This is a genomic window from Thioalkalivibrio paradoxus ARh 1 (genome assembly GCF_000227685.2).
GTDB lineage: Bacteria > Pseudomonadota > Gammaproteobacteria > Ectothiorhodospirales > Ectothiorhodospiraceae > Thioalkalivibrio > Thioalkalivibrio paradoxus.
In genome coordinates, this window is sequence record NZ_CP007029.1 from 1,966,728 (window position 1) to 1,984,478 (window position 17,751).

General features: G+C 65.5%; 14 protein-coding genes and 2 CRISPR repeat arrays. Of the genes, 1 reads left to right on the forward strand and 13 read right to left on the reverse strand.

Annotated features, from left to right (window positions below; translation table 11 throughout):
• Positions 1–12 precede the first annotated feature (12 nt).
• From THITH_RS08980 to THITH_RS09030, 11 genes are all read right to left on the reverse strand, one after another.
• Positions 13–1,152, reverse strand: coding sequence for an RAMP superfamily CRISPR-associated protein (locus THITH_RS08980; protein WP_006747396.1), 1,140 nt, complete (start codon positions 1,150–1,152; stop codon positions 13–15).
• The gene (gene cmr5, locus THITH_RS08985) at positions 1,149–1,556 is read right to left on the reverse strand and encodes a type III-B CRISPR module-associated protein Cmr5 (RefSeq protein ID WP_025367420.1); all 408 of its coding nucleotides are present in this window, start codon (positions 1,554–1,556) and stop codon (positions 1,149–1,151) included. The genes THITH_RS08980 and cmr5 overlap by 4 nt, the downstream gene beginning before the upstream one ends.
• Before the next feature lie 20 nt (positions 1,557–1,576).
• Positions 1,577–2,458, reverse strand: a complete 882-nt coding sequence (gene cmr4, locus THITH_RS08990; RefSeq protein WP_006747394.1) for a type III-B CRISPR module RAMP protein Cmr4 — start codon at positions 2,456–2,458, stop codon at positions 1,577–1,579.
• 31 nt (positions 2,459–2,489) lie between these two features.
• Positions 2,490–3,740 (reverse strand): type III-B CRISPR module-associated protein Cmr3, encoded by a 1,251-nt coding sequence (locus THITH_RS08995; protein WP_232222180.1) that lies wholly within the window; start codon positions 3,738–3,740, stop codon positions 2,490–2,492.
• Between the two features lie 74 nt (positions 3,741–3,814).
• Positions 3,815–5,689, reverse strand: coding sequence for a type III-B CRISPR-associated protein Cas10/Cmr2 (gene cas10, locus THITH_RS09000; RefSeq protein WP_006747392.1), 1,875 nt, complete (start codon positions 5,687–5,689; stop codon positions 3,815–3,817).
• Positions 5,689–6,945, reverse strand: a complete 1,257-nt coding sequence (gene cmr1, locus THITH_RS09005) for a type III-B CRISPR module RAMP protein Cmr1 (RefSeq protein WP_006747391.1) — start codon at positions 6,943–6,945, stop codon at positions 5,689–5,691. The genes cas10 and cmr1 overlap by 1 nt, the downstream gene beginning before the upstream one ends.
• 182 nt (positions 6,946–7,127) lie before the next feature.
• Complete coding sequence (gene csm6, locus THITH_RS09010) at positions 7,128–8,246, reverse strand: CRISPR-associated ring nuclease Csm6 (protein ID WP_006747390.1); 1,119 nt, start codon at positions 8,244–8,246, stop codon at positions 7,128–7,130.
• A gap of 254 nt (positions 8,247–8,500) precedes the next feature.
• Positions 8,501–8,878 carry a CRISPR-associated endonuclease Cas2 gene (gene cas2 / locus THITH_RS18775; RefSeq protein ID WP_169794293.1) on the reverse strand — a complete coding sequence of 126 codons (378 nt, stop codon included), beginning with the start codon at positions 8,876–8,878 and terminating at the stop codon, positions 8,501–8,503.
• Complete coding sequence (locus THITH_RS09020; RefSeq protein WP_006747388.1) at positions 8,871–9,725, reverse strand: CRISPR-associated endonuclease Cas1; 855 nt, start codon at positions 9,723–9,725, stop codon at positions 8,871–8,873. Before THITH_RS09020 ends, cas2 (THITH_RS18775) begins: the two co-directional genes overlap by 8 nt.
• 86 nt (positions 9,726–9,811) lie before the next feature.
• Positions 9,812–10,096 carry a CRISPR-associated endonuclease Cas2 gene (gene cas2 / locus THITH_RS09025; RefSeq protein WP_006747387.1) on the reverse strand — a complete coding sequence of 95 codons (285 nt, stop codon included), beginning with the start codon at positions 10,094–10,096 and terminating at the stop codon, positions 9,812–9,814.
• A 75-nt stretch (positions 10,097–10,171) separates the two neighbouring features.
• A complete protein-coding gene (locus tag THITH_RS09030) occupies positions 10,172–10,783 on the reverse strand; it encodes a hypothetical protein (protein ID WP_006747386.1) in 612 nt (203 codons plus the stop codon).
• Positions 10,784–10,960: 177 nt separating this feature from the next.
• Positions 10,961–12,397: a CRISPR direct-repeat array (repeat unit 37 nt; unit sequence GTCTTAATCCCTTCTTCATCAGGGAAGTCGTTCTGAC).
• 69 nt (positions 12,398–12,466) lie between these two features.
• Between THITH_RS09030 and THITH_RS09035 the strand changes: the two genes are divergently transcribed.
• A protein-coding gene (locus THITH_RS09035; protein ID WP_456300605.1) for an IS3 family transposase occupies positions 12,467–14,036 on the forward strand; the annotation gives its coding sequence in 2 pieces (ribosomal slippage) (positions 12,467–12,934 and positions 12,936–14,036; 1,569 coding nt in all).
• Between the two features lie 76 nt (positions 14,037–14,112).
• Positions 14,113–14,924: a CRISPR direct-repeat array (repeat unit 37 nt; unit sequence GTCTTAATCCCTTCTTCATCAGGGAAGTCGTTCTGAC).
• A 212-nt stretch (positions 14,925–15,136) separates the two neighbouring features.
• Here the strand turns inward: THITH_RS09035 and THITH_RS09040 are convergent.
• Positions 15,137–16,780: an RAMP superfamily CRISPR-associated protein gene (locus THITH_RS09040; RefSeq protein WP_006747383.1), complete on the reverse strand. Its 1,644-nt coding sequence runs from the start codon at positions 16,778–16,780 to the stop codon at positions 15,137–15,139.
• A complete protein-coding gene (csm4, locus tag THITH_RS09045) occupies positions 16,777–17,751 on the reverse strand; it encodes a type III-A CRISPR-associated RAMP protein Csm4 (protein ID WP_006747382.1) in 975 nt (324 codons plus the stop codon). The genes THITH_RS09040 and csm4 overlap by 4 nt, the downstream gene beginning before the upstream one ends.

The window sequence follows — 17,751 nt, forward strand, 5'->3', positions numbered from 1 at the left end:
ACCGCCGGCATCTCAGCCGCGCAGATCCTGAATCGCGGCGCGCCGCTTGGCTTCCTGTTTCTCGCGCTTTTTCTTGTCCTTGCCCGGGTCGAACCAGCCGATCGCATCGTAGGCACGCTCCAGCAGCTCGGCAGCGCGTCGTCGATCCGCCGGCGGCCACGATTTGGCGGCGTCCGTCAGCTGGTTGAGGGCCGCCACGAGTACCGAACGCTGCATGCGCCGTTCCGCTTCGCTGAGGGCAAGATGGCCAGTCAGCTTTTCCTCCGTGCGATAAAGCGCCTTCCCCTCATCCGATAGCGCGTCGAACGCGGCCCGCGCCTCGGCCTCCTCGCGCTCACGCGCTTCGCTCTCCCGAAGATCCTGCAGCATACGTTGGTAGCTGGCTGCACGTTCGGTGTCCTCGGAAAAGTAGCCGTAGCCCGCCCGCGTCTTGGCACCGATTCCATGCTCTTGAAGCGCCGCCTGCAGCATGTCCCGCGCCAGATCGAGCCAGGCCGCCCCCGGTCCTTCGATCACGAACAGGAAGCTGCCCCGGACCGCGACCTGGGCATTCGGAACGGGGCTATCCAGATCGGTCGCGTCGCTGCCACCCTCGCTACCGTAATACTCGAGGTGATGACTGGTCACGACTTCCTGCACCAGGGGTGTCGTTGCGGAGTCCGGTACCCACCAGGCATCGTGGAATCCGATCACGCCGGAGAGTCCGTCCGGATTTGGCGATCCCGCCTGTGCCGCGGCACCAAAGAGTTCGTTGCAGGCCGCGGGGCTGAACCCCGATTGCGCGCGGGCGAAACCGGACACGACCCCCTTGATGCTGGAACCGGGGATATAGGGCACGCCGTAGCTGTGGTGGATCGCACAGCCGGTCTCCAGCATGCCGCCCGCCGACAGGCCGATGAAAAGACGGCTGTCCAGCCGCAGGATGGCACCTGCGAAGCGCTGCGGATCCGCAGTGCAGCGCTGCCAGCGTTCATAAGCTCGCCGGTACAGCTCGCCCGCGGGGATCCGGCAGATCCGTTCCACATACTCCGTTTTTGTCGCGGTAGCGCCGGATTCGTGCTCCGGGTAGCCGCGCTGCAACAGCAGCCCGGGATGGGCATTGCGTGCATTCTGGAACGGCTCGCGCAGCACCGTGCGTATCAGGGCGATCATGCCGCATCGTCTCCTTCGGCCGTGCCGGTAGCATCGATCCGCAGCACGCCTTGCACGTAGCGCTTCATCCAACCAGCCGCCTCCAGCGCGCGGCGGGTCAGCAGCAACGTCTCGTTCAGATCGGCGTCGATCACGCGCTCGTGCAGACCGGTTGCACCCCCTTGAATCGTCGAAGATCCGCTGCGGGTCAAGACATCCACCAAATCTTCCAGCGCCGCGTAAGCATGTGGTTCTTTTTGCGCCTTTGCGAGCAGGAAGCCGGTGGTTTGAGCCAGTCCGTTCTGCAGAATCATCCCCGGCAGCTTGTGCACCAGCGCCCCGTATTTCTTGCGCTGTTCATCGGCCCTCCGGGCTTCCACACGCGCATAGGCGGCGCGGGCCACGCGATGGCTGCGCAGGTCCAACGACCGTGGGTTCCCCGCACTCACGCCGACACCTCCCGCCGCAACAGACGCACCAGCCCGCGCCCGACGCCAGCCTTGCCGCCCAACTGGAGCAATTCCTCATCCGGCAGGCAGGCGGCCAGCGCCCCGGCATCGCGATCGTCGCCTTGCCGGTTCGAGCGGGACAGCGCCTGCACACCCCAGAGCACGGATTCCGCGGGCAGGTTCTCCTCGTACCACAGCGCGCCGCGTTTCACGGTTCCAGTAGCCGGATCGATCGCGATCCGGGTACGAATCTCGGTCGCGGTCTCAGCGAGGTACTTCATGATGTCGTCGGGAAGCAGCGCGAAGCGGGTAACGAGGTCCGTCTGCGCGTCAGCATCGGTCGGATGCACGGCCTGCCCGATCCAGGCAGCCCAGGCACGCAGTGCCGCATCCTCCTGCGCGGGAAGATCGAGGTCTTCAAGGAACAACACCCCATCCTGCCGATTCACGGAGTCGGGGACGACCCGTGCCTGCCCCTCCCTGGGCTCGTTCGGAAGCGGTGGCGCCGCCTGCCCGGCGCGGACCAGATCCTGCCGATAACGGCGCAGGATGAAGGGGGAAGTGGCGTAACAGACGATGCCGGCCAGCGACCGCACCGGCAACAGCAGCAAGTGGGCATCCCCTACCGCGAGGGCGCCGGCAAAGGCGTCGGCCGCCCCACCGATCTCGCGAGGCCCGAACAACGCCGGCACATCCGGCTCGCGCTGTGGGTCGCCCTCCATCTGGGCGCGCAGCACACCGCGCAGCGAGGAGCCAGGCACGATCGGCAGGTGGGTGGCGCGAGCACGCGCGATCGGCAGGTCGACCACGTCGGCGGCCTGCCCCACGCCGCAATGCAGCGCGGACAGAGCATGGAGATGAAAGATTCGCGGTTGCATGGTGATGGTGTCCTTGTATTCGGTTGTTCCGTCAGTTCGAATCCGCGACCGGGGTCCAGGGTGCCGGCAGCGCCAGACCGAAGCCGTCGCGCCGGTCTTGCTCGTCGTCACAAACGCTGGCGAGCCACAACCCGCGCAGGGCCTCGAGCTCGGCATCGCCTGCCAGTGCGAACCAATAGGTCGCGCCAGCCGGCACCAGCTTGCGCGTGGGCCGGGGCTGCTGCCGGGCCAGATCCCATCCGGAGTGCGGCTGCCAGCGGTCCACGGCAGCGGCGCGCAGATGCAAGCGGGGCCTCGACGGGCTGGTTGCGTCGAACACGCTGTCCGGAGGCGCGCGATCCGCATCCAGCCATCCCGGGAGATACCCGGCGGCGAACACTGCCGGCGTGACCAGGGTGAGGCTGAGACCCCCTGCCCGCACGATATCCTCGAACCAGCCGTCCGGGGGTTGCGGCCAGGCACTCTCCGGCTCCGGCGTCATGGCCGCCAGCCGGCGCTCGCCGCCCAACGTCACCAGTGCCGCGCCGAGCGGCTCGGCACAGCGCGCGAGCAGGCGCAGCGGTTCGTCGCCGAATGTACCTGCGGCGGCGTCGCTCGGATCCGACGCGAATTCCAGGCCTTCGGTCTGGAACAGCCTGCCTTCCACCGCGGCCTGGCGGTCCCGATCGATCGCGACATGGGTGCGCCGGTCCCCGGCTGGCGGCGACCAGCCGCGCTGCTGCAGATCGGCATGCGCGACCTCTCCTCCACGCCGGAAATCGAGCCAGTCCTGCCATGCCCACCAACTCGGCCCCGGTCCCGGCTTGCCTTCCACCGGGCGCGACAGTTGCACCGGCAGCAGACCCTCGGGCAGGTCCGCTCCGCAACCCGTGTCGAACGGCCGCGGCTCGGCCCGAACGCAACGCGCCTGCCGGCCATGCCCGAAGTAGAGCGCATCCGCCGGCTTGGGCAGGAGCACGGTGGATCCACGCAGCAGCAGCGGCCCCGCCAGCGCAAGCCCGGTCAGGCGGGCGGCGGAAGCAGCCGCGGATTCGGCGTCCGGTGCCAGCGGAAACCCTACGCCCTGGGCGCGCGCCCAAGCCGTTCGCAGGCAACCCGCCAGGGTCGAGGGCGGCGGAAACCGGGCCGGGTCGACCCCGGTCCAGCCGTCGAAGGGCCGGCCCGAGCGTACGATGATCGGTGCCAGCGGCGTCAGACTCAGCGTGCGGCTGGGCCTGGCCGCGCCGGCAACATCAGCCGCTGCGCCAGCCCCCCCGGATTGCGGCACAGCGCTGCGACGCACTCCAACGGGCTGCGCCGGTTTTTCCTGCGGCTTCCGCGAGTAACGCGGCGGACCTTTTCTGTGTTTCTTCGCCATCAGCGTGTCTCCACATCGGCCCGGGTGCGGGCAGCGAGCCATCGGGCAACGATCAGGGTGTCGGCCAACTGCGCTAGCGGCACCACGCCGGCCCGAAGCGCGATTCGATCCTGCAGCTCGGGCGAGATCTTCTCGGCCCCACCGGCCCTGCGCGCCCGATCCAGCATCCGCTGGACCTCTGCTGCACGCATGCCCCGGGCCATCGCCCGGTCCTCGGGGCTTGCGTCACTGGCCGCGAGCGGCAGCCAGCACAGCCGTCGGTCGATCGCCCGCAGGTCGTAGGCGACGCGCGACGGCAGGCGCGCAGCGCGATAGTCTGCGGTGAAATCCTGGAGTTCGCGTAACGCCGCCGAGTCATTCCATCGCGCACGCCACTCGATCTCTCCACCCGAACGAATGCCCAGCACGATCCCCAGGGCGTTGCGCTGGTCCTCAGCGCCTAAGGCATCCCCCTTGGCCAGTTGCTCGGCCCGCAGCGCGCGGGCGCGCAGGCTGCCCAAAGGCTCCATCAGGTGGCCGACGCCCAACCCCACCGACAGCGTCGGTCGCTCGCCAGCGGGCAGCCCCAGGGCTTCCGCGACCGGCCCTAGCGCTGCGGAAAAACGATCGGCCAGCGCCTGGGCACAGGCGACGGCACTCTCGAGCGGCACCAGCGCCAGCACGTCGTCCCCGCCCGAGTAGATCGCATGCCCATGGTGTTCGCGCACCAGCCCGCGCACCTCGGAAGCGAAACCGTGCAGCGCTCGGGAGACCTTCCGCGACTGGTCCGGGCTCTGTGCCCGCGCCAGCAGCTTTCCCATCCGGTCGCCATCGGCCTGGAGAATCGCGGCATAGGGCACCGGTTCGCCGCAGCGGCGGCCTGCGCGTCCGACCTCCCGGCCGATCGCCGCAAGTTCACGGCGAAGTAGCAGCAAAGCTTCCCGTTCTGCCGGCTCCTGGGCCTCCTGCGCAAGCGCATTGCGCAGCCGGAAGCCGTAGAGCAATTGCGCGTCGAACGGGAAATCACCGTAGCAGCCGGCGTTGCCGCGCACCCGCGTCGCCAGACCTGCAGCAACCAGCGGTTCGTACGCGGCCCGCAGGCGTTGCAGTTGGTCGCCGGTCAATTGCCGGAGCCATGGATCGGCCGCGATCCGCGCGTAGGCCGTGAACTGTTCCGGATCCCCGGCCAGGCGCTTGATCACGCCGAGCGCATCGAGCTGCTCGCCACGTGACAGCGCCAACCGCCGTACCAGTGCCGGCACGGGCGGCTCGGGCAGCACCGTCTCGAAGCCGCCGTCCAGCGAGCACTTCGGCAAACCGGCGCCTTTCTCCTCGAGCCGGCTCGGCCCGAAATCGCGGGTGGCCTTGCGTGCGGCGAACACCGCACCCAGGCGCTGATTCATCTGGGCATAGTCCTTAGCGGCGCCGGTGTCCCCGGGCACCCAAGCCGCGAATACTTCCAGCACGTCCCGAATCTGTGCCTGCCAAACGTCGTCCCGAAGCGGGCCAGCGTTGCGCACCTTGGCCCGCGCGGTCACTCCCAGTTCGACCAGGCGCTGGACGGCGGCGTCTCGGGCCTCGGCACAGAGCGCCCGCAGCCGCGCCTCGTCGGCGGCCTCGCCCGGCGCAGCGCCTGCGAACGTGACCTCGGCACGCAGCACATTGGCAATGTTCGCCTCGTCGCCGGGGGCATCGAGCGGTTCGAGATCCCGTTCGGGATCGACGGGTGCCGGGAAGATCAGGCAGCCGGGGTGTGCCCGATGCAGCGCCCGCGCAGCGGCCCGCGCAGCCTCCGACAGCAGCCAGGAGCCGCACCAGAGATCGCGCGTCCGGCGCGCAGCTCCGATCAGGCCTTGCACGGGACCGAGCGAGACCGTGACGAGATACCGGGGCATCAACTCACCCCCTTGCGAAAGAACGCCAGAAAGGCGGTCAGCGGATCGTCGCCGTGCCCCTGCATCGGGTGAATACGCTCCGCGGTCGCGGCCTGTTCCCGGGTATCGACAGGCCAGGTCGCCAGCCCTCGATGGCCTGAACCCTTGAACTTCAGGCTGCCGCGCAGCGCCTGCTCCCAGCCGGGGAGCAACAACGCGGCGGGCCGGTAGCCCTCGCCATCCCAATAGGGGCGCAGGATCAGCGGGCTGGCCATGCGGTCGAAGTCGCCGTCGGGTTCCAGCGTCGAATTCTGCGGATCCCCTTTATTCTTGTCCTTGAATTGAAACACGATCGGCAACCCGAACGCGGCGCGCGGATAGCATCCCAACACCGGGTGCTCTGGCGCATGACCGGCGGAATGCGTGTTCGCCAGCCGCCGGATCGCATCGGCCTCGGGCCAATAGCTGCGGCCCGGGTCTTTCCGGTCGTTGCCTCGACGCCCCACGCCGAGGCCCTGACGGAAGTCTCCGAGACAATCGACCGCCGCGTTCCAGGCACTCGCCGCATCTTCGCCCCGCTTGCCCAGCACCAGCCGGCCACCCGCCGCCGCGACCTCGTCCACGGTCACGGGCTCCAGACCATCGACCCGCACCGCGCCCAGACCGCGCCGGGTCCGCGCGCCCACCCCTCCGAAGCTGGCCCACCAGCGCAACGCCTGCTGGACCCCGGGCCACTGTTCGTCCCCGCAGGCGATCCGCAACCGGAACCCCAGCCCCGGTTTCGCGACCTCCCTTGGGCGCTCTTCGATGGCGTGCCCGCCCGGGGCGAGCTTCCCCTGCGCCGGAAACAGCGCATAGGCATTCACGTCCCCGACGGGATCGGGAACACCCCGATACTTGCCATCATGCTTCTTCTTGAACTGGAAGGCCGGTAGCAACTGCGCGTTCGAGACGTCGGATACGCGTACGGACACCTGGCTGGCGCTGGCCGCCTTCGCGCCGATGCCGCCCCAGAGCGCCCTTTCAACAGCGAAGAGTTCGGCGGGGCTGCGCCCTTGCCGGTTCAGCAAGCGCCACCAGAACCGCCACTGACCGCGCAGTCCGCTGGGGCGGATCGGCAGCTCGCCATCCACCTTCCCCGCCTCGACACCGCCCCCGTACAACGGTGTGATCGTCCGGCTGACGAACACTCGTTCATTGCTTGGCGCAGCGCCGCATGCGTCGCGCCAGATCCGGGCCAATTGCTCCGGGTCGTTCTCGTGTGTGGGTTTACGCATTGTTTTGTCTCCATCCTGGATCTGGAAGGTGCGCCCTGAACGTATCGGCGTGAATCAAGCAGGTACCTCGGGGGGAATCGCTCCCGGCGTGGCGGTACACTGCACCGTTCGTGGACCACGCCGAGTTCGTCGAACCAGGCGGCGGTGCGCGCCAGGCATCTGCCCCATCCAGCGCCACTCCGCTACTTCCCGGGGTCTTGCACCGCGTCGAACCGAATCGCTTCCGGTTCCAGCCGCAGGCTGAAGCGGCCGTCGCGTTTGCCGTCGGCGTGAATCGCGTACAGGCGTGCGAGTTGGGGACCGAGATGCTGCCTGAGCGTGGCGTTGGTACGGGCCTTTCGCTGGTCGAAATAGTCGGCATCCATCCCGTTCTGCAAGGCCTCTTCCGCTCGCTCCAGATCGCCCGACATCGGACCGACGATGCGCTGGTATTCCGCCAGGAAGGGCCCCGAGAGTTCCGGGTCGCTGCGGCGCAGCGCATGGCCGCTGACTTGGCGCTTGCGCGCGAACAGCGCGTAGAACGCAAGTTCCGCCGGAGCCATCGGCAGCCGCTCGCCGCTGGCCTCGAGACAGCGGCCGGCCAGGTCGATCACCAGTTCCGGCGGCTCCAGCGCGCGGCGCGCGGCAGCCACCGTCTCGCTCAGCTGCGCGCCGCCCTCGACCAAGCGGGTCGGCAGGCCATCGCGCAGACTCACGAACGGGATTTCGGCCAACGTGACGCTGGCATCCGCCGTGTCCGCGAGTTTGTCGTTGCGGGTGGTAATCACCCGGCTGTAGGGCGTCGGGTAAAAGAAATCCCAGCTCGATTCGAACGGCTCGCTGACCAGCACGTGCGACAACCGGTCCTGCGGTCGACCAAACAGCGAAAGCGCATAGCCGGCGTAGTAGCCCATGGTCTTGCGCCCGCCGGCGATCGACACATGCAATGCGCTTTCCGGGTCAGCGGTGAACTCCCGTACCTTCTCGGTAATGAAATCCGCGGCACGCTCGTTGTCCTCGGGCGTTCGGATATCGGCCAGCGGGGTACCGCTGACGTCGCGCAGCACATGGATGGAATCGTTGCCAAAACGCAGGCCCGTCAACTCCAGGTCTTCGCACAGTCGGCGAAACCATCCGGGCTCACGGCTCAGCAAAGCCAGCCGCACGCGCTCGGCCCCTTCTTCGGTGGTGATCACATGCACTTCCGTGGGAACGCGATCGCGCCGCTGGCGCGCAAGGCCATAAAGCGTTTCCGTCACCACCTGCGGCGACAGGCCCGTTACGGCCAGCAGCACGCGCCGCGAGAATTCTTCCGGTTCCATCAGCAGATCCCTTCGCATCGGTCATCGTGGTGGGTGGAGCGCCGCGTCCCTGCAACTCCGTGGCTGCCCGAGTCCGCTGCTTCCTCGCTCCACCCGCAGCCAAGATTGCCCGTCCTGTACCCGAAAGGCCAACCCCGCAAGCTTACCGCTGCCGTCGCCCCCCTCCATTGCTTCTCACTTGCGGCAATCCGGCGCAGCTCCGGTGGCCATCACATGGCACGGGCTCCCATAGCTCCCTTCCGGCCAATTTCGTACTACGTGAATCCGCCGGGAAGCTGAGTGCCGGCAAGCGTCACGCCGATATCGAAGATGCGCCGGCCGAGCACCTGAGCCCGGCACCGGCGCGGGATTGGGTACACACGCACATCGTCCTTGACGGAATGAATGTGGCTGGATAGCTCCGAGAGAATCCGGTCAAGCCCGGACCCGTTGACCTCAAGCAGGTACACCGAGTACTGAATGCGCAGGCCATGTTCCTTTACCACCCTATGCACGCGGCGCAGACGCACGGGATCGGCAATGTCGTAGCAGAGGAGATAGCCCCGCTGCAGACTCGAGGAGTCCGCGCCTCGACGCCCTCCACCGGTGCGGCTTCGCCGCGCTTTCCACCGCCGTGGCCAGCGCTCAGCCAAGGGGCACCAACCACCGATGCAACGCATGCGTGAGAGCCCTGCCAGCCCGAGAAACAGCCGGTTCCGCCTGTTGCCAGATCAACGCCGGCATCTCGGGGCGAACGGGCCGTGCCTCGCGGCGGGTCGCCACGGTCCAGATGTGGCGGCGCTGTAGCCATTCCAACCGGTAGGGCTCCACTCGCAGCGCGAACAGGCGCGATAGGTCCGCGCCTAGATCGAATTCTCCGGACTGCCAGCCTTCGCTGTCGGCACCAAAACCCAAGTTCTGCAAATGGTCAGCCATCCATGCAGTGGCAAGTTCGCGGAATCGGCTTCGGGTGGCCTCTTCGGTCGAATCACCCACGAAGAACGTCCCCGTCTGACCGATCCATTGCCGCAGGCGTTGGGGATCGAGTGCGAGTTCGCGCGGGGCACCCAGATGCTTCACTACCATGGCAGCGATTCGCTGTTCGGTACGCTCCAGCCATACCTGGTAGCGAGGGCGCCACTCTGGCTGTGCCAGGAGATCGATCACCCGCTGGCGCAGTTCCGAGCGCTGGCCGGCATGGCCGACCACACGTGCGATGGCCTGCCCAGAGGGGTCATGCAGCACGATGGTGATGCCCCTCACTGCGCAGGCCAGAATGGCCTCGGTGGAGAATTCCACCGAGGCATCAGCAACGATTCGGGATACCCGTCGCAACGGGAAGTAGCGATCTGCCTGCCCTTCGCCCACCACACGCAGCGCCGGTCCATCCAGCTCCACCCGGAGGCCGGGCGTTTTCGGATCCAGAATCAGCGGCCGCGGCGGCTGTGCCTCGCAAGCGGGGGGCAGCCCACGCAACTCCCTGGGAGGGTTCGCATCCATGACAGTGATGAAACCATCCCGTCGAACGGAATCGTAGGCCTCGCAACCTTGTCGGAGCTCGGCGTAGCAAGTAATCGTCACAAGGGTCACGTGATAAAGAAGACGGGTGGGTCGACTGGTGGCGCACCGATTCCCAGGGTGCGTACGGGTGCTCGCCGATCCAGGTTCAGAACGAAGAAGCGGTCCGTTTGCTCGTCGATCACGGCCCGCACCCGGCGTAGCAGTTCCTCGCACTCAGTGTCGGTAAGAAAACACTCGAACACTGACTTCTGGCCACCCGTGGCATAGTCCCGGAGCACCCGGTGGGCCTGCCTCAGACGCCCCGGGTCGCTCACATCGTAGGCTGCAAGATACAGGCGTCTACGGGTCATTCTCGTGCCAACTGCGGATTCGGCCCGGGGCCGCCGGAAAGGCCGAGGCCGTGTCCGGTAGTCCCTGGCCGAAGTTCAGAACGGCAGATCCGGATCAGCCACTGCCGGCTGGCTCGGCGCGAGGCGGCTGAACGGTACCCGCTCGATGATACGGAAGAAGGTGAGCTTCTCCAGATACGGGCCGCCGGGAGGCGTGTACGCCACGCTGTAGCCACCCACGAGGGTGCCGGCCACGATCCCTTCTTCGCCCAGCCACGCGAGCATCTCGACCACAGCACCATCGGTCAGGCGACCGTACTTGCCCCGGAGCACATAGAACCCATCCCCGTTGCGCAGCGGCCGCGACACCCGCGATTCTGCCAGCCACTGCACGATTGCCTCGCGCCGGCCGCCCGGGTCGCGGGCGGGTTCCTGGGTTGGCGCGGGCCTGGGGTTAGCGTCCGGAGCGGTCTCCCCCGCTCTACCAAGATCCTGTTGCTCCCAGTACGACTCGTCCGCCTCGAGCTCCGATGGTTCCGGCCCCGCTTCCTCTTCCACGTGCGCGTAGTCGGGCTCCAGGTATCCGTAGTCCGGCTCGAGCTGGTGATCGTCAGGGCCACCTAGGTGTTCTTCCCAGAACTCGGAATCGTAGTCGTCGAACTGGTCGGTCCAATCAACGTTCTGAGGGTTCTCCCCTGGATCCAACATCTGTCGTTACCTCGCGTGAGCCAGGCTCTGCCGTTGCGGGCGGAACCCTTGGTTCTGTTGGCGACGAATGTAACGACACGGGTCCGATACTGACCCACTTGGCAAGCTTGCCACGCTTCGGCGCGATTCACCCAGGCGAGTGGCACGGGAAGCAGGGCAAGAGAATTCCTGAGTACCGTCTTCATCCCTTCTTCATCAGGGAAGTCGTTCTGACGATTGAACGCGGCTATGTATGCGAATACTGCGAAGTCTAAATCCCTTCTTCATCAGGGAAGTCGTTCTGACTGGCCAAGATGACGCCGGGCCAGCGCGCCAAGGCGGTCTTAATCCCTTCTTCATCAGGGAAGTCGTTCTGACCTTTAGATACGAAGAACTGGAGCCATTAGATGAGTCTTAATCCCTTCTTCATCAGGGAAGTCGTTCTGACTGGGCAACACCAGCACAAGGCGGAATTCCAAGCGTCTTAATCCCTTCTTCATCAGGGAAGTCGTTCTGACCTTGGGCAGTGGGCCGGTGTAGACCACCTTACCAGTCTTAATCCCTTCTTCATCAGGGAAGTCGTTCTGACCCAAAAGCTGGGTCAGGGACATCCTGACCTTCCGTCTTAATCCCTTCTTCATCAGGGAAGTCGTTCTGACGATGCCGAGCGCACGGCAGACTGGATGGTAAAGGTCTTAATCCCTTCTTCATCAGGGAAGTCGTTCTGACTCGATCTCGTAGGACGGCCAGATAGCCCAACGTGTCTTAATCCCTTCTTCATCAGGGAAGTCGTTCTGACGTGACCTGTTCGATCACAAGCTGGACGCGAATGGTCTTAATCCCTTCTTCATCAGGGAAGTCGTTCTGACTGCTGGCGAAGTTCAACCAGAAAGAGGTATAGAGTCTTAATCCCTTCTTCATCAGGGAAGTCGTTCTGACATCAGTCGACCGCGCTGATGCACGTCATCGAGCGGTCTTAATCCCTTCTTCATCAGGGAAGTCGTTCTGACGTCGCAGCCTCAACGCCTATGCTGGCATCAACTGGGTCTTAATCCCTTCTTCATCAGGGAAGTCGTTCTGACATCCGCCACCTATTATATGCCCGAGTCGGGTAGGTCTTAATCCCTTCTTCATCAGGGAAGTCGTTCTGACGGCCGGCAATGAAGCGCAAGTCGCCGAGATCGGTCTTAATCCCTTCTTCATCAGGGAAGTCGTTCTGACAAACCCGGCGGACGTACATGCTCAAACTGGCGGTCTTAATCCCTTCTTCATCAGGGAAGTCGTTCTGACCGGGGTCGAGTACTGGATCGCGGCCTGGATCGTCTTAATCCCTTCTTCATCAGGGAAGTCGTTCTGACGCTACTACGACGCGCAAACCCACGAGTTCGTAGGTCTTAATCCCTTCTTCATCAGGGAAGTCGTTCTGACTTCTATGAGGGTGAGGATGACCCCGCGAACTTGTCTTAATCCCTTCTTCATCAGGGAAGTCGTTCTGACACGTCGAGTCGGCCAGCATCGACAGAAAGCGAAGTCTTAATCCCTTCTTCATCAGGGAAGTCGTTCTGACGTATTCCCCGCTCGGGCTGGCCGCGCGGATCGTCTTAATCCCTTCTTCATCAGGGAAGTCCCCCTCTGTCAGCATAGAAGTCCGCTGGATTGGACGCAGTAAACTTAACCCTCGAGGGGGCGGAGAGAGCGGATGGAATGCCACGGTACAGCGAAGAGTTCAAAGCCAAGGTGGTCGAGAAGATGATGCCGCCCAATGCCCGGGCGGTGGCCGACGTGCACCGGGAGACGGGGGTGTCGGAACCCACCCTGTATGCCTGGCGCCGGGAGTTCCAGGACCGGGGGCATGCGGTGCCGGCGGATCCGGCGAACCCGGAATCCTGGAGTGGCCGGGACAAGCTCGCGGTGGTGATCGAAACCGCCGCGCTGAATGAGCAGGCGCTCTCGGAGTACTGCCGGTGCAAGGGTCTGTATCCCGAGCAGATCGAGCGCTGGAAGGAAGCGGCCATGGCCGGCAGCGCCGATCCCCAGCGGCTGACCCGGGACGAGCGTGCCGCCTGGCAGCAGGAGAAGAAGCGCGTGCGCGACCTGGAGCGCGAGCTGCGCCGGAAAGAGAAAGCCCTGGCCGAGGCAGCCGCCTTGCTGGTGTTGAAAAAAAAGCCCAGGCGATCTGGGGGGACGACGAGGACGCATGATCACGCCCGAGACCCGTGCCTTGGCGCTGGACCTGATCGACGAGGCGGTCGCCGCCGGTGCCCGGCTCACCCCGGCCTGTGCGGTCCTCGGCCTGACGCCGCGCACGCTGCGCCGCTGGCGCGCCCTCGCCGGCAGCGACACCGGGCTGGTGGACCGGCGCACCTGCACCCCGCGGGTGCCGGCCAACCGCCTGAGTGCCGAAGAGCAGGAGACGATCCTGACGGTCTGTAACGCGCCGGAGTACCGTAGCCTGCCACCGACCCAGATCGTGCCGCGCCTGGCCGACCAGGGCGTGTACATCGCGTCCGAGGCGAGCTTCTACCGCGTGCTGCGGGCCCATGACCAGGTACAGCGCCGGGGCCGGGCGGCGGCCCCACGGCAGGTGCCCAAACCGGAGGGGGTCTGCGCGACTGCGCCCAATGTTTGCTGGGCGTGGGACATCACCTTCCTGGCCTCTTCGATCCGGGGGCAGTTCTACCGCCTGTACCTGATCGAGGACGTCTTCAGCCGCAAGGTCGTCGGCTGGGAGGTGCACACCGAGGAAAGCGCCGAACACGCCAGTCGCCTGATCGAACGCGCCTGTCTCGCCGAGGGCGTCCATCGCCCGGGCCTGGTGCTGCACTCGGATAATGGCAGCCCCATGAAGGGTGCCACCATGCTCAGCACCTTGCAGCGCCTGGGTGTCGTCCCGTCCTTCAGTCGCCCCTCGGTGAGCGACGACAACCCCTACGCGGAAAGCCTGTTCCGGACCTTGAAATACACGCCGGCCTTTCCGCCTCAGCCGTTTGCCAGCCTCGCCGACGCCCGCGCTTGGGTCGCGCGCTTCGTCCACTGGTACAACGAGGAACATCGCCACAGCAAGATCCGCTTCGTCACCCCCGGCCAGCGTCATCGCGGGGAGGACATCGCGATCCTGGCGCACCGGCACCGGGTGTACCAAGACGCCCAACGCGCCAACCCGACACGCTGGTCGCGGCACACGCGCAACTGGACACCGATCGATCACGTCTGGCTCAACCCACCGAAGGAACATGCCCAAACGCCAGCCCTGATGGTCGCTCAGGCGGCATGAAAAAGCGGACAACTACGTTGACAAACACCGAAGTCGTTCTGACGCAGCCATGACGAACTTCGAATACTGGATCAACGTCTTAATCCCTTCTTCATCAGGGAAGTCGTTCTGACCGTGTCCGACGAACGAATTGGCTCCTGCCGGTGTCTTAATCCCTTCTTCATCAGGGAAGTCGTTCTGACATGTAGAACTTGTGCAGTCGCTGGCCGACAATGCGTCTTAATCCCTTCTTCATCAGGGAAGTCGTTCTGACTGTCCGACGAGGACAACGAGCCGGAAGGCGAGAAGTCTTAATCCCTTCTTCATCAGGGAAGTCGTTCTGACGGCAGGGATGATTCAATGGGATGGCCAGGAAGGGTCTTAATCCCTTCTTCATCAGGGAAGTCGTTCTGACAACAAGGCGCGCGCCGAAGCATTCGCAAACGATCGTCTTAATCCCTTCTTCATCAGGGAAGTCGTTCTGACCTGGTTGAAAGGTTGCGCGCTCAGCCAGAATCTCGTCTTAATCCCTTCTTCATCAGGGAAGTCGTTCTGACAGTTGTTGCACGCGCGCGTATTTCGGGCGCTGGGTCTTAATCCCTTCTTCATCAGGGAAGTCGTTCTGACGTCCCAATGGTCTCGCCAGGACGCGATCGAGGCGTCTTAATCCCTTCTTCATCAGGGAAGTCGTTCTGACCCTCGCCACTGGCAACAGCCAGCGCGGACTCGAGGTCTTAATCCCTTCTTCATCAGGGAAGTCGTTCTGACGAAGATCCCACGGCGCGGGGATACCACGGCGGCGGTCTTAATCCCTTCTTCATCAGGGAAGTCGTTCTGACTTTCTGCAAGGGTCGAGGAACTGCGCGCCGAACGTCTTAATCCCTTCTTCATCAGGGAAGTCGTTCTGACTGCATGCCTCGAAAACACATATGAATTCAACGGCTTGCAAAGGGGGTTCGCGGGTTTCACTGGGTGCCGGGGACTGATGCCTTTGCGAGCGTCTGAATCCGGGCCTCGTGCACGATGGTAGCCTACCGCGCGCGGGGCTGCATCCGCGGCCCGGGGCCCGCACGGAGGTACAGCTTCTCCTGTGTCTGTCACGGGCACCGAGCCCAGCTTGGTCAGCCATCCTTCGGCTGGCGCAGGCGTGCGAGGTCGTTCTGGCGTTCGGCCCGGGATTTCTTGCTCCACGGCAGCGCGCGTACCGTTTGCTGTATTGCGTCCGCTGCTTGCCGGCGCAGTTCCTCGGAACCCCAGTCCAACGCCGTTCTGAGTAGATCGACCCGGGCACTGGCGACTTGGCTGCTCGGGGCGAGCGTGCCGGCAGCCTGTTCCTGCGCCAGAGTGCTCAGCAGCGCGTCGATCTGACGTTCGTCTTCGCTCATCGAGGCCAGCCGCTGCGCGCGCTCGCGTTCTTTGCGTTCGGCTTCCTGCTCGGCGCGCGTGCGCTCGATTTCGCGTTGCCGCTCGGTTTCGAGTTCGGCGGCCAGCTTCTGGCGGTGGCTGGCGATCCGTTCGCGCCAGGATTGCATGTCGTCGGCGCGCAGTTGCGGCGGCCAATCGGCCAGTTCCCCGGGATCGCGAAACGACTCCACGAGCATCCAGCCAAACGGCAGCAGGCCTTGCTGGGTCTGGCGCTCGTCTCCGGCCAGCCAGAGTGTCTTGGCCTCGTCCATAAAATCGGGCGCGTCGCCCTTACCCTTGAGGATTTTGATATGCCGGACGCCGTTCAGCGTCACGGATTCCGCACCGCTGTGGCGGCCCACTCGCAGCAGGAACGCGCGATTGGCGTCCAGGGCCTTGCCCACCGGGCTGGCGAACAGGGTTTCGAGCCGGCGTTCCCAGTCGCGATCGACGTAGCCCATGTTCTTCATCAGGGCCATTTCGCGCTCGAAATGCGCGCGGTAGAAGCGGTTGCATGCGGCCGCGATCTCGGAAAACGTAAACACACGGGCCGGCCAGTTCGGGCTCTCGACTCCGGCGATGTCCTGGATGGAGAGCGAACCGCGGAACGCCCGATCCGCAAACGGCGGCAAACATTCAAGAAGCTGATAAAGCCCCTGCTGTTCCGCGCGGGACTGCAGCTGCTGGCCACCCCGCAGCACCGGCCTTTTCTTGCGGTTCAGCGCGAAGCGCACATCGGTGGCAAACCGGCCGGGCCGGACGACTGCGGCGTCGCTGATCCTGAGCATCCGCAACGGATCCCGCTCGAACGATCCCTCGAACAGGGATTCCTGCAGCCGCCGGTTTCCTTGCCGGTCCCGTTTCCAGTCGTCTGGAATCGGACGCCCCTCGTTGACCTGGTCGAGCAGCGCGGTGCGGATTGCGCCCTTCATCCCGCTGCCGGGCAAGATGGCGGAGCCCGTGGCCGCCGACCAGGCGGTGCGTTCGATCTCCAGCCGGTTCTGCACCGCGCGGCCCGTGGCCTCGTGCTGCGCGACCTGGCCGACCCGTTCCTGATAGAACGCCTCGACCGTGGCGTTTACCCGCACCTGATGCCGGGAAACGGCGATCAGCCGACGCCGATTGTCGTGAAAGAACGCCTGCACCGAGCGCAGCATGCGGTCGTCGGGCCGACCGGCCAGAATCGCGTCCAGGCGCCTGCGCTCGGCCTCCGGCAGTGCTTGTAAGGCCGCCAGTGCGTCGAACTCGTGCAGCGTACCGCCCTCGATCACGTATTCGGTGGGCGTGTAGTCCCGCCCCGTGCCCAGATGCACGGGCGAAAGCGGCGTGACCGCGAGCTCCCAGTGTTCCATCACGCTCATGCTGCCTCCCAGTTCAGCCGCACCGCGGCGCAGGGCGCGTAGCCCTGCTGCACCGTTTCCGGGATGGTCTTGGACATTCGGCCGGCGCCGCCAAGCCCCTGCCCCAGAAAGCCGGCGCGCGGCGGCGAGTCCATCGCGAACAAGCCTCCGGTACCCGCGAGCAGTACCGGTGTTTTGAACGGCCCGCCCCGCCCGTAGACCGCACGGTCGCCGTGCCGGCCGAAGCGCGTGAACACTTCGTAGAACGCGCGGTCCGGGCGCAGGCCGAGGCCTTGCGGCGCACACGGTGCCAGGGTGAAACAGGCGTTGGCGTCGGGGGCCGCTACCAGGGTGGCGGGGTCCGCTGCGGTCACGTCGAACTTGCCCAGCCCGATGCTGGCGTCGCGACCGTAGCCGGTGCGCCCGATATCGTCGAGCAGCGTAATCGCCTCGTCGCGGCCGATCCGTTCCGGATCCAGCAACAGATACAGATCGAGTTGCGTTCCCTGCGCATACCAGTACTGCGCCTGGGTATAGGGCGCGAACGCGCCGGGGCCGGTAGTGCCGCTGCGCCGGTCGATGCTGTTGTGCGGCTGGGCGCGGTGGCTCGCAAGCCGCGCCGGTGCCGATGTCCCGGCCTGTTGCCGAACCACGGCCGCGTCGTCCATCGCCTCGTGCAGCCAGTCCTCCACCGGACGGGCCAGTGCCTGAAGCGGTAGCCAGCGCCGCTTTTTGACCGCCTTGCGGTCGCTGTCCGGGATCGGCCGAAAGCGATACAGGGGCAGCGCCGGCCGGGGCAGGAATCCTGCCGGGAAGGCATCGGAGCACACCGCGAACGGGCGTCCCTGCGTGTATCCATCGAGCAATTCCCGCAGGTGTTCCTCGCCTCGGCGGTTGCGCACGGCCCAGCACAACTGTCCGAACAGGGTGTCTCCCCGCAACGGTCCCCCGAAGGCGGACCGGGGGCGCAGCGTGAGGCGCAATGTTTCCAT

Coding starts and splice junctions, on each gene's coding strand:
- THITH_RS08980 (WP_006747396.1), bottom strand. CDS start 1,152: ATGATCGCCCTGATACGCACGGTGCTGCGCGAGCCGTTCCAGAATGCA.
- cmr4 (WP_006747394.1), bottom strand. CDS start 2,458: ATGCAACCGCGAATCTTTCATCTCCATGCTCTGTCCGCGCTGCATTGC.
- cas10 (WP_006747392.1), bottom strand. CDS start 5,689: ATGCCCCGGTATCTCGTCACGGTCTCGCTCGGTCCCGTGCAAGGCCTG.
- cmr1 (WP_006747391.1), bottom strand. CDS start 6,945: ATGCGTAAACCCACACACGAGAACGACCCGGAGCAATTGGCCCGGATC.
- csm6 (WP_006747390.1), bottom strand. CDS start 8,246: ATGGAACCGGAAGAATTCTCGCGGCGCGTGCTGCTGGCCGTAACGGGC.
- THITH_RS09020 (WP_006747388.1), bottom strand. CDS start 9,725: ATGGATGCGAACCCTCCCAGGGAGTTGCGTGGGCTGCCCCCCGCTTGC.
- cas2 (WP_006747387.1), bottom strand. CDS start 10,096: ATGACCCGTAGACGCCTGTATCTTGCAGCCTACGATGTGAGCGACCCG.
- THITH_RS09030 (WP_006747386.1), bottom strand. CDS start 10,783: ATGTTGGATCCAGGGGAGAACCCTCAGAACGTTGATTGGACCGACCAG.
- THITH_RS09040 (WP_006747383.1), bottom strand. CDS start 16,780: ATGAGCGTGATGGAACACTGGGAGCTCGCGGTCACGCCGCTTTCGCCC.
- csm4 (WP_006747382.1), bottom strand. CDS start 17,751: ATGGAAACATTGCGCCTCACGCTGCGCCCCCGGTCCGCCTTCGGGGGA.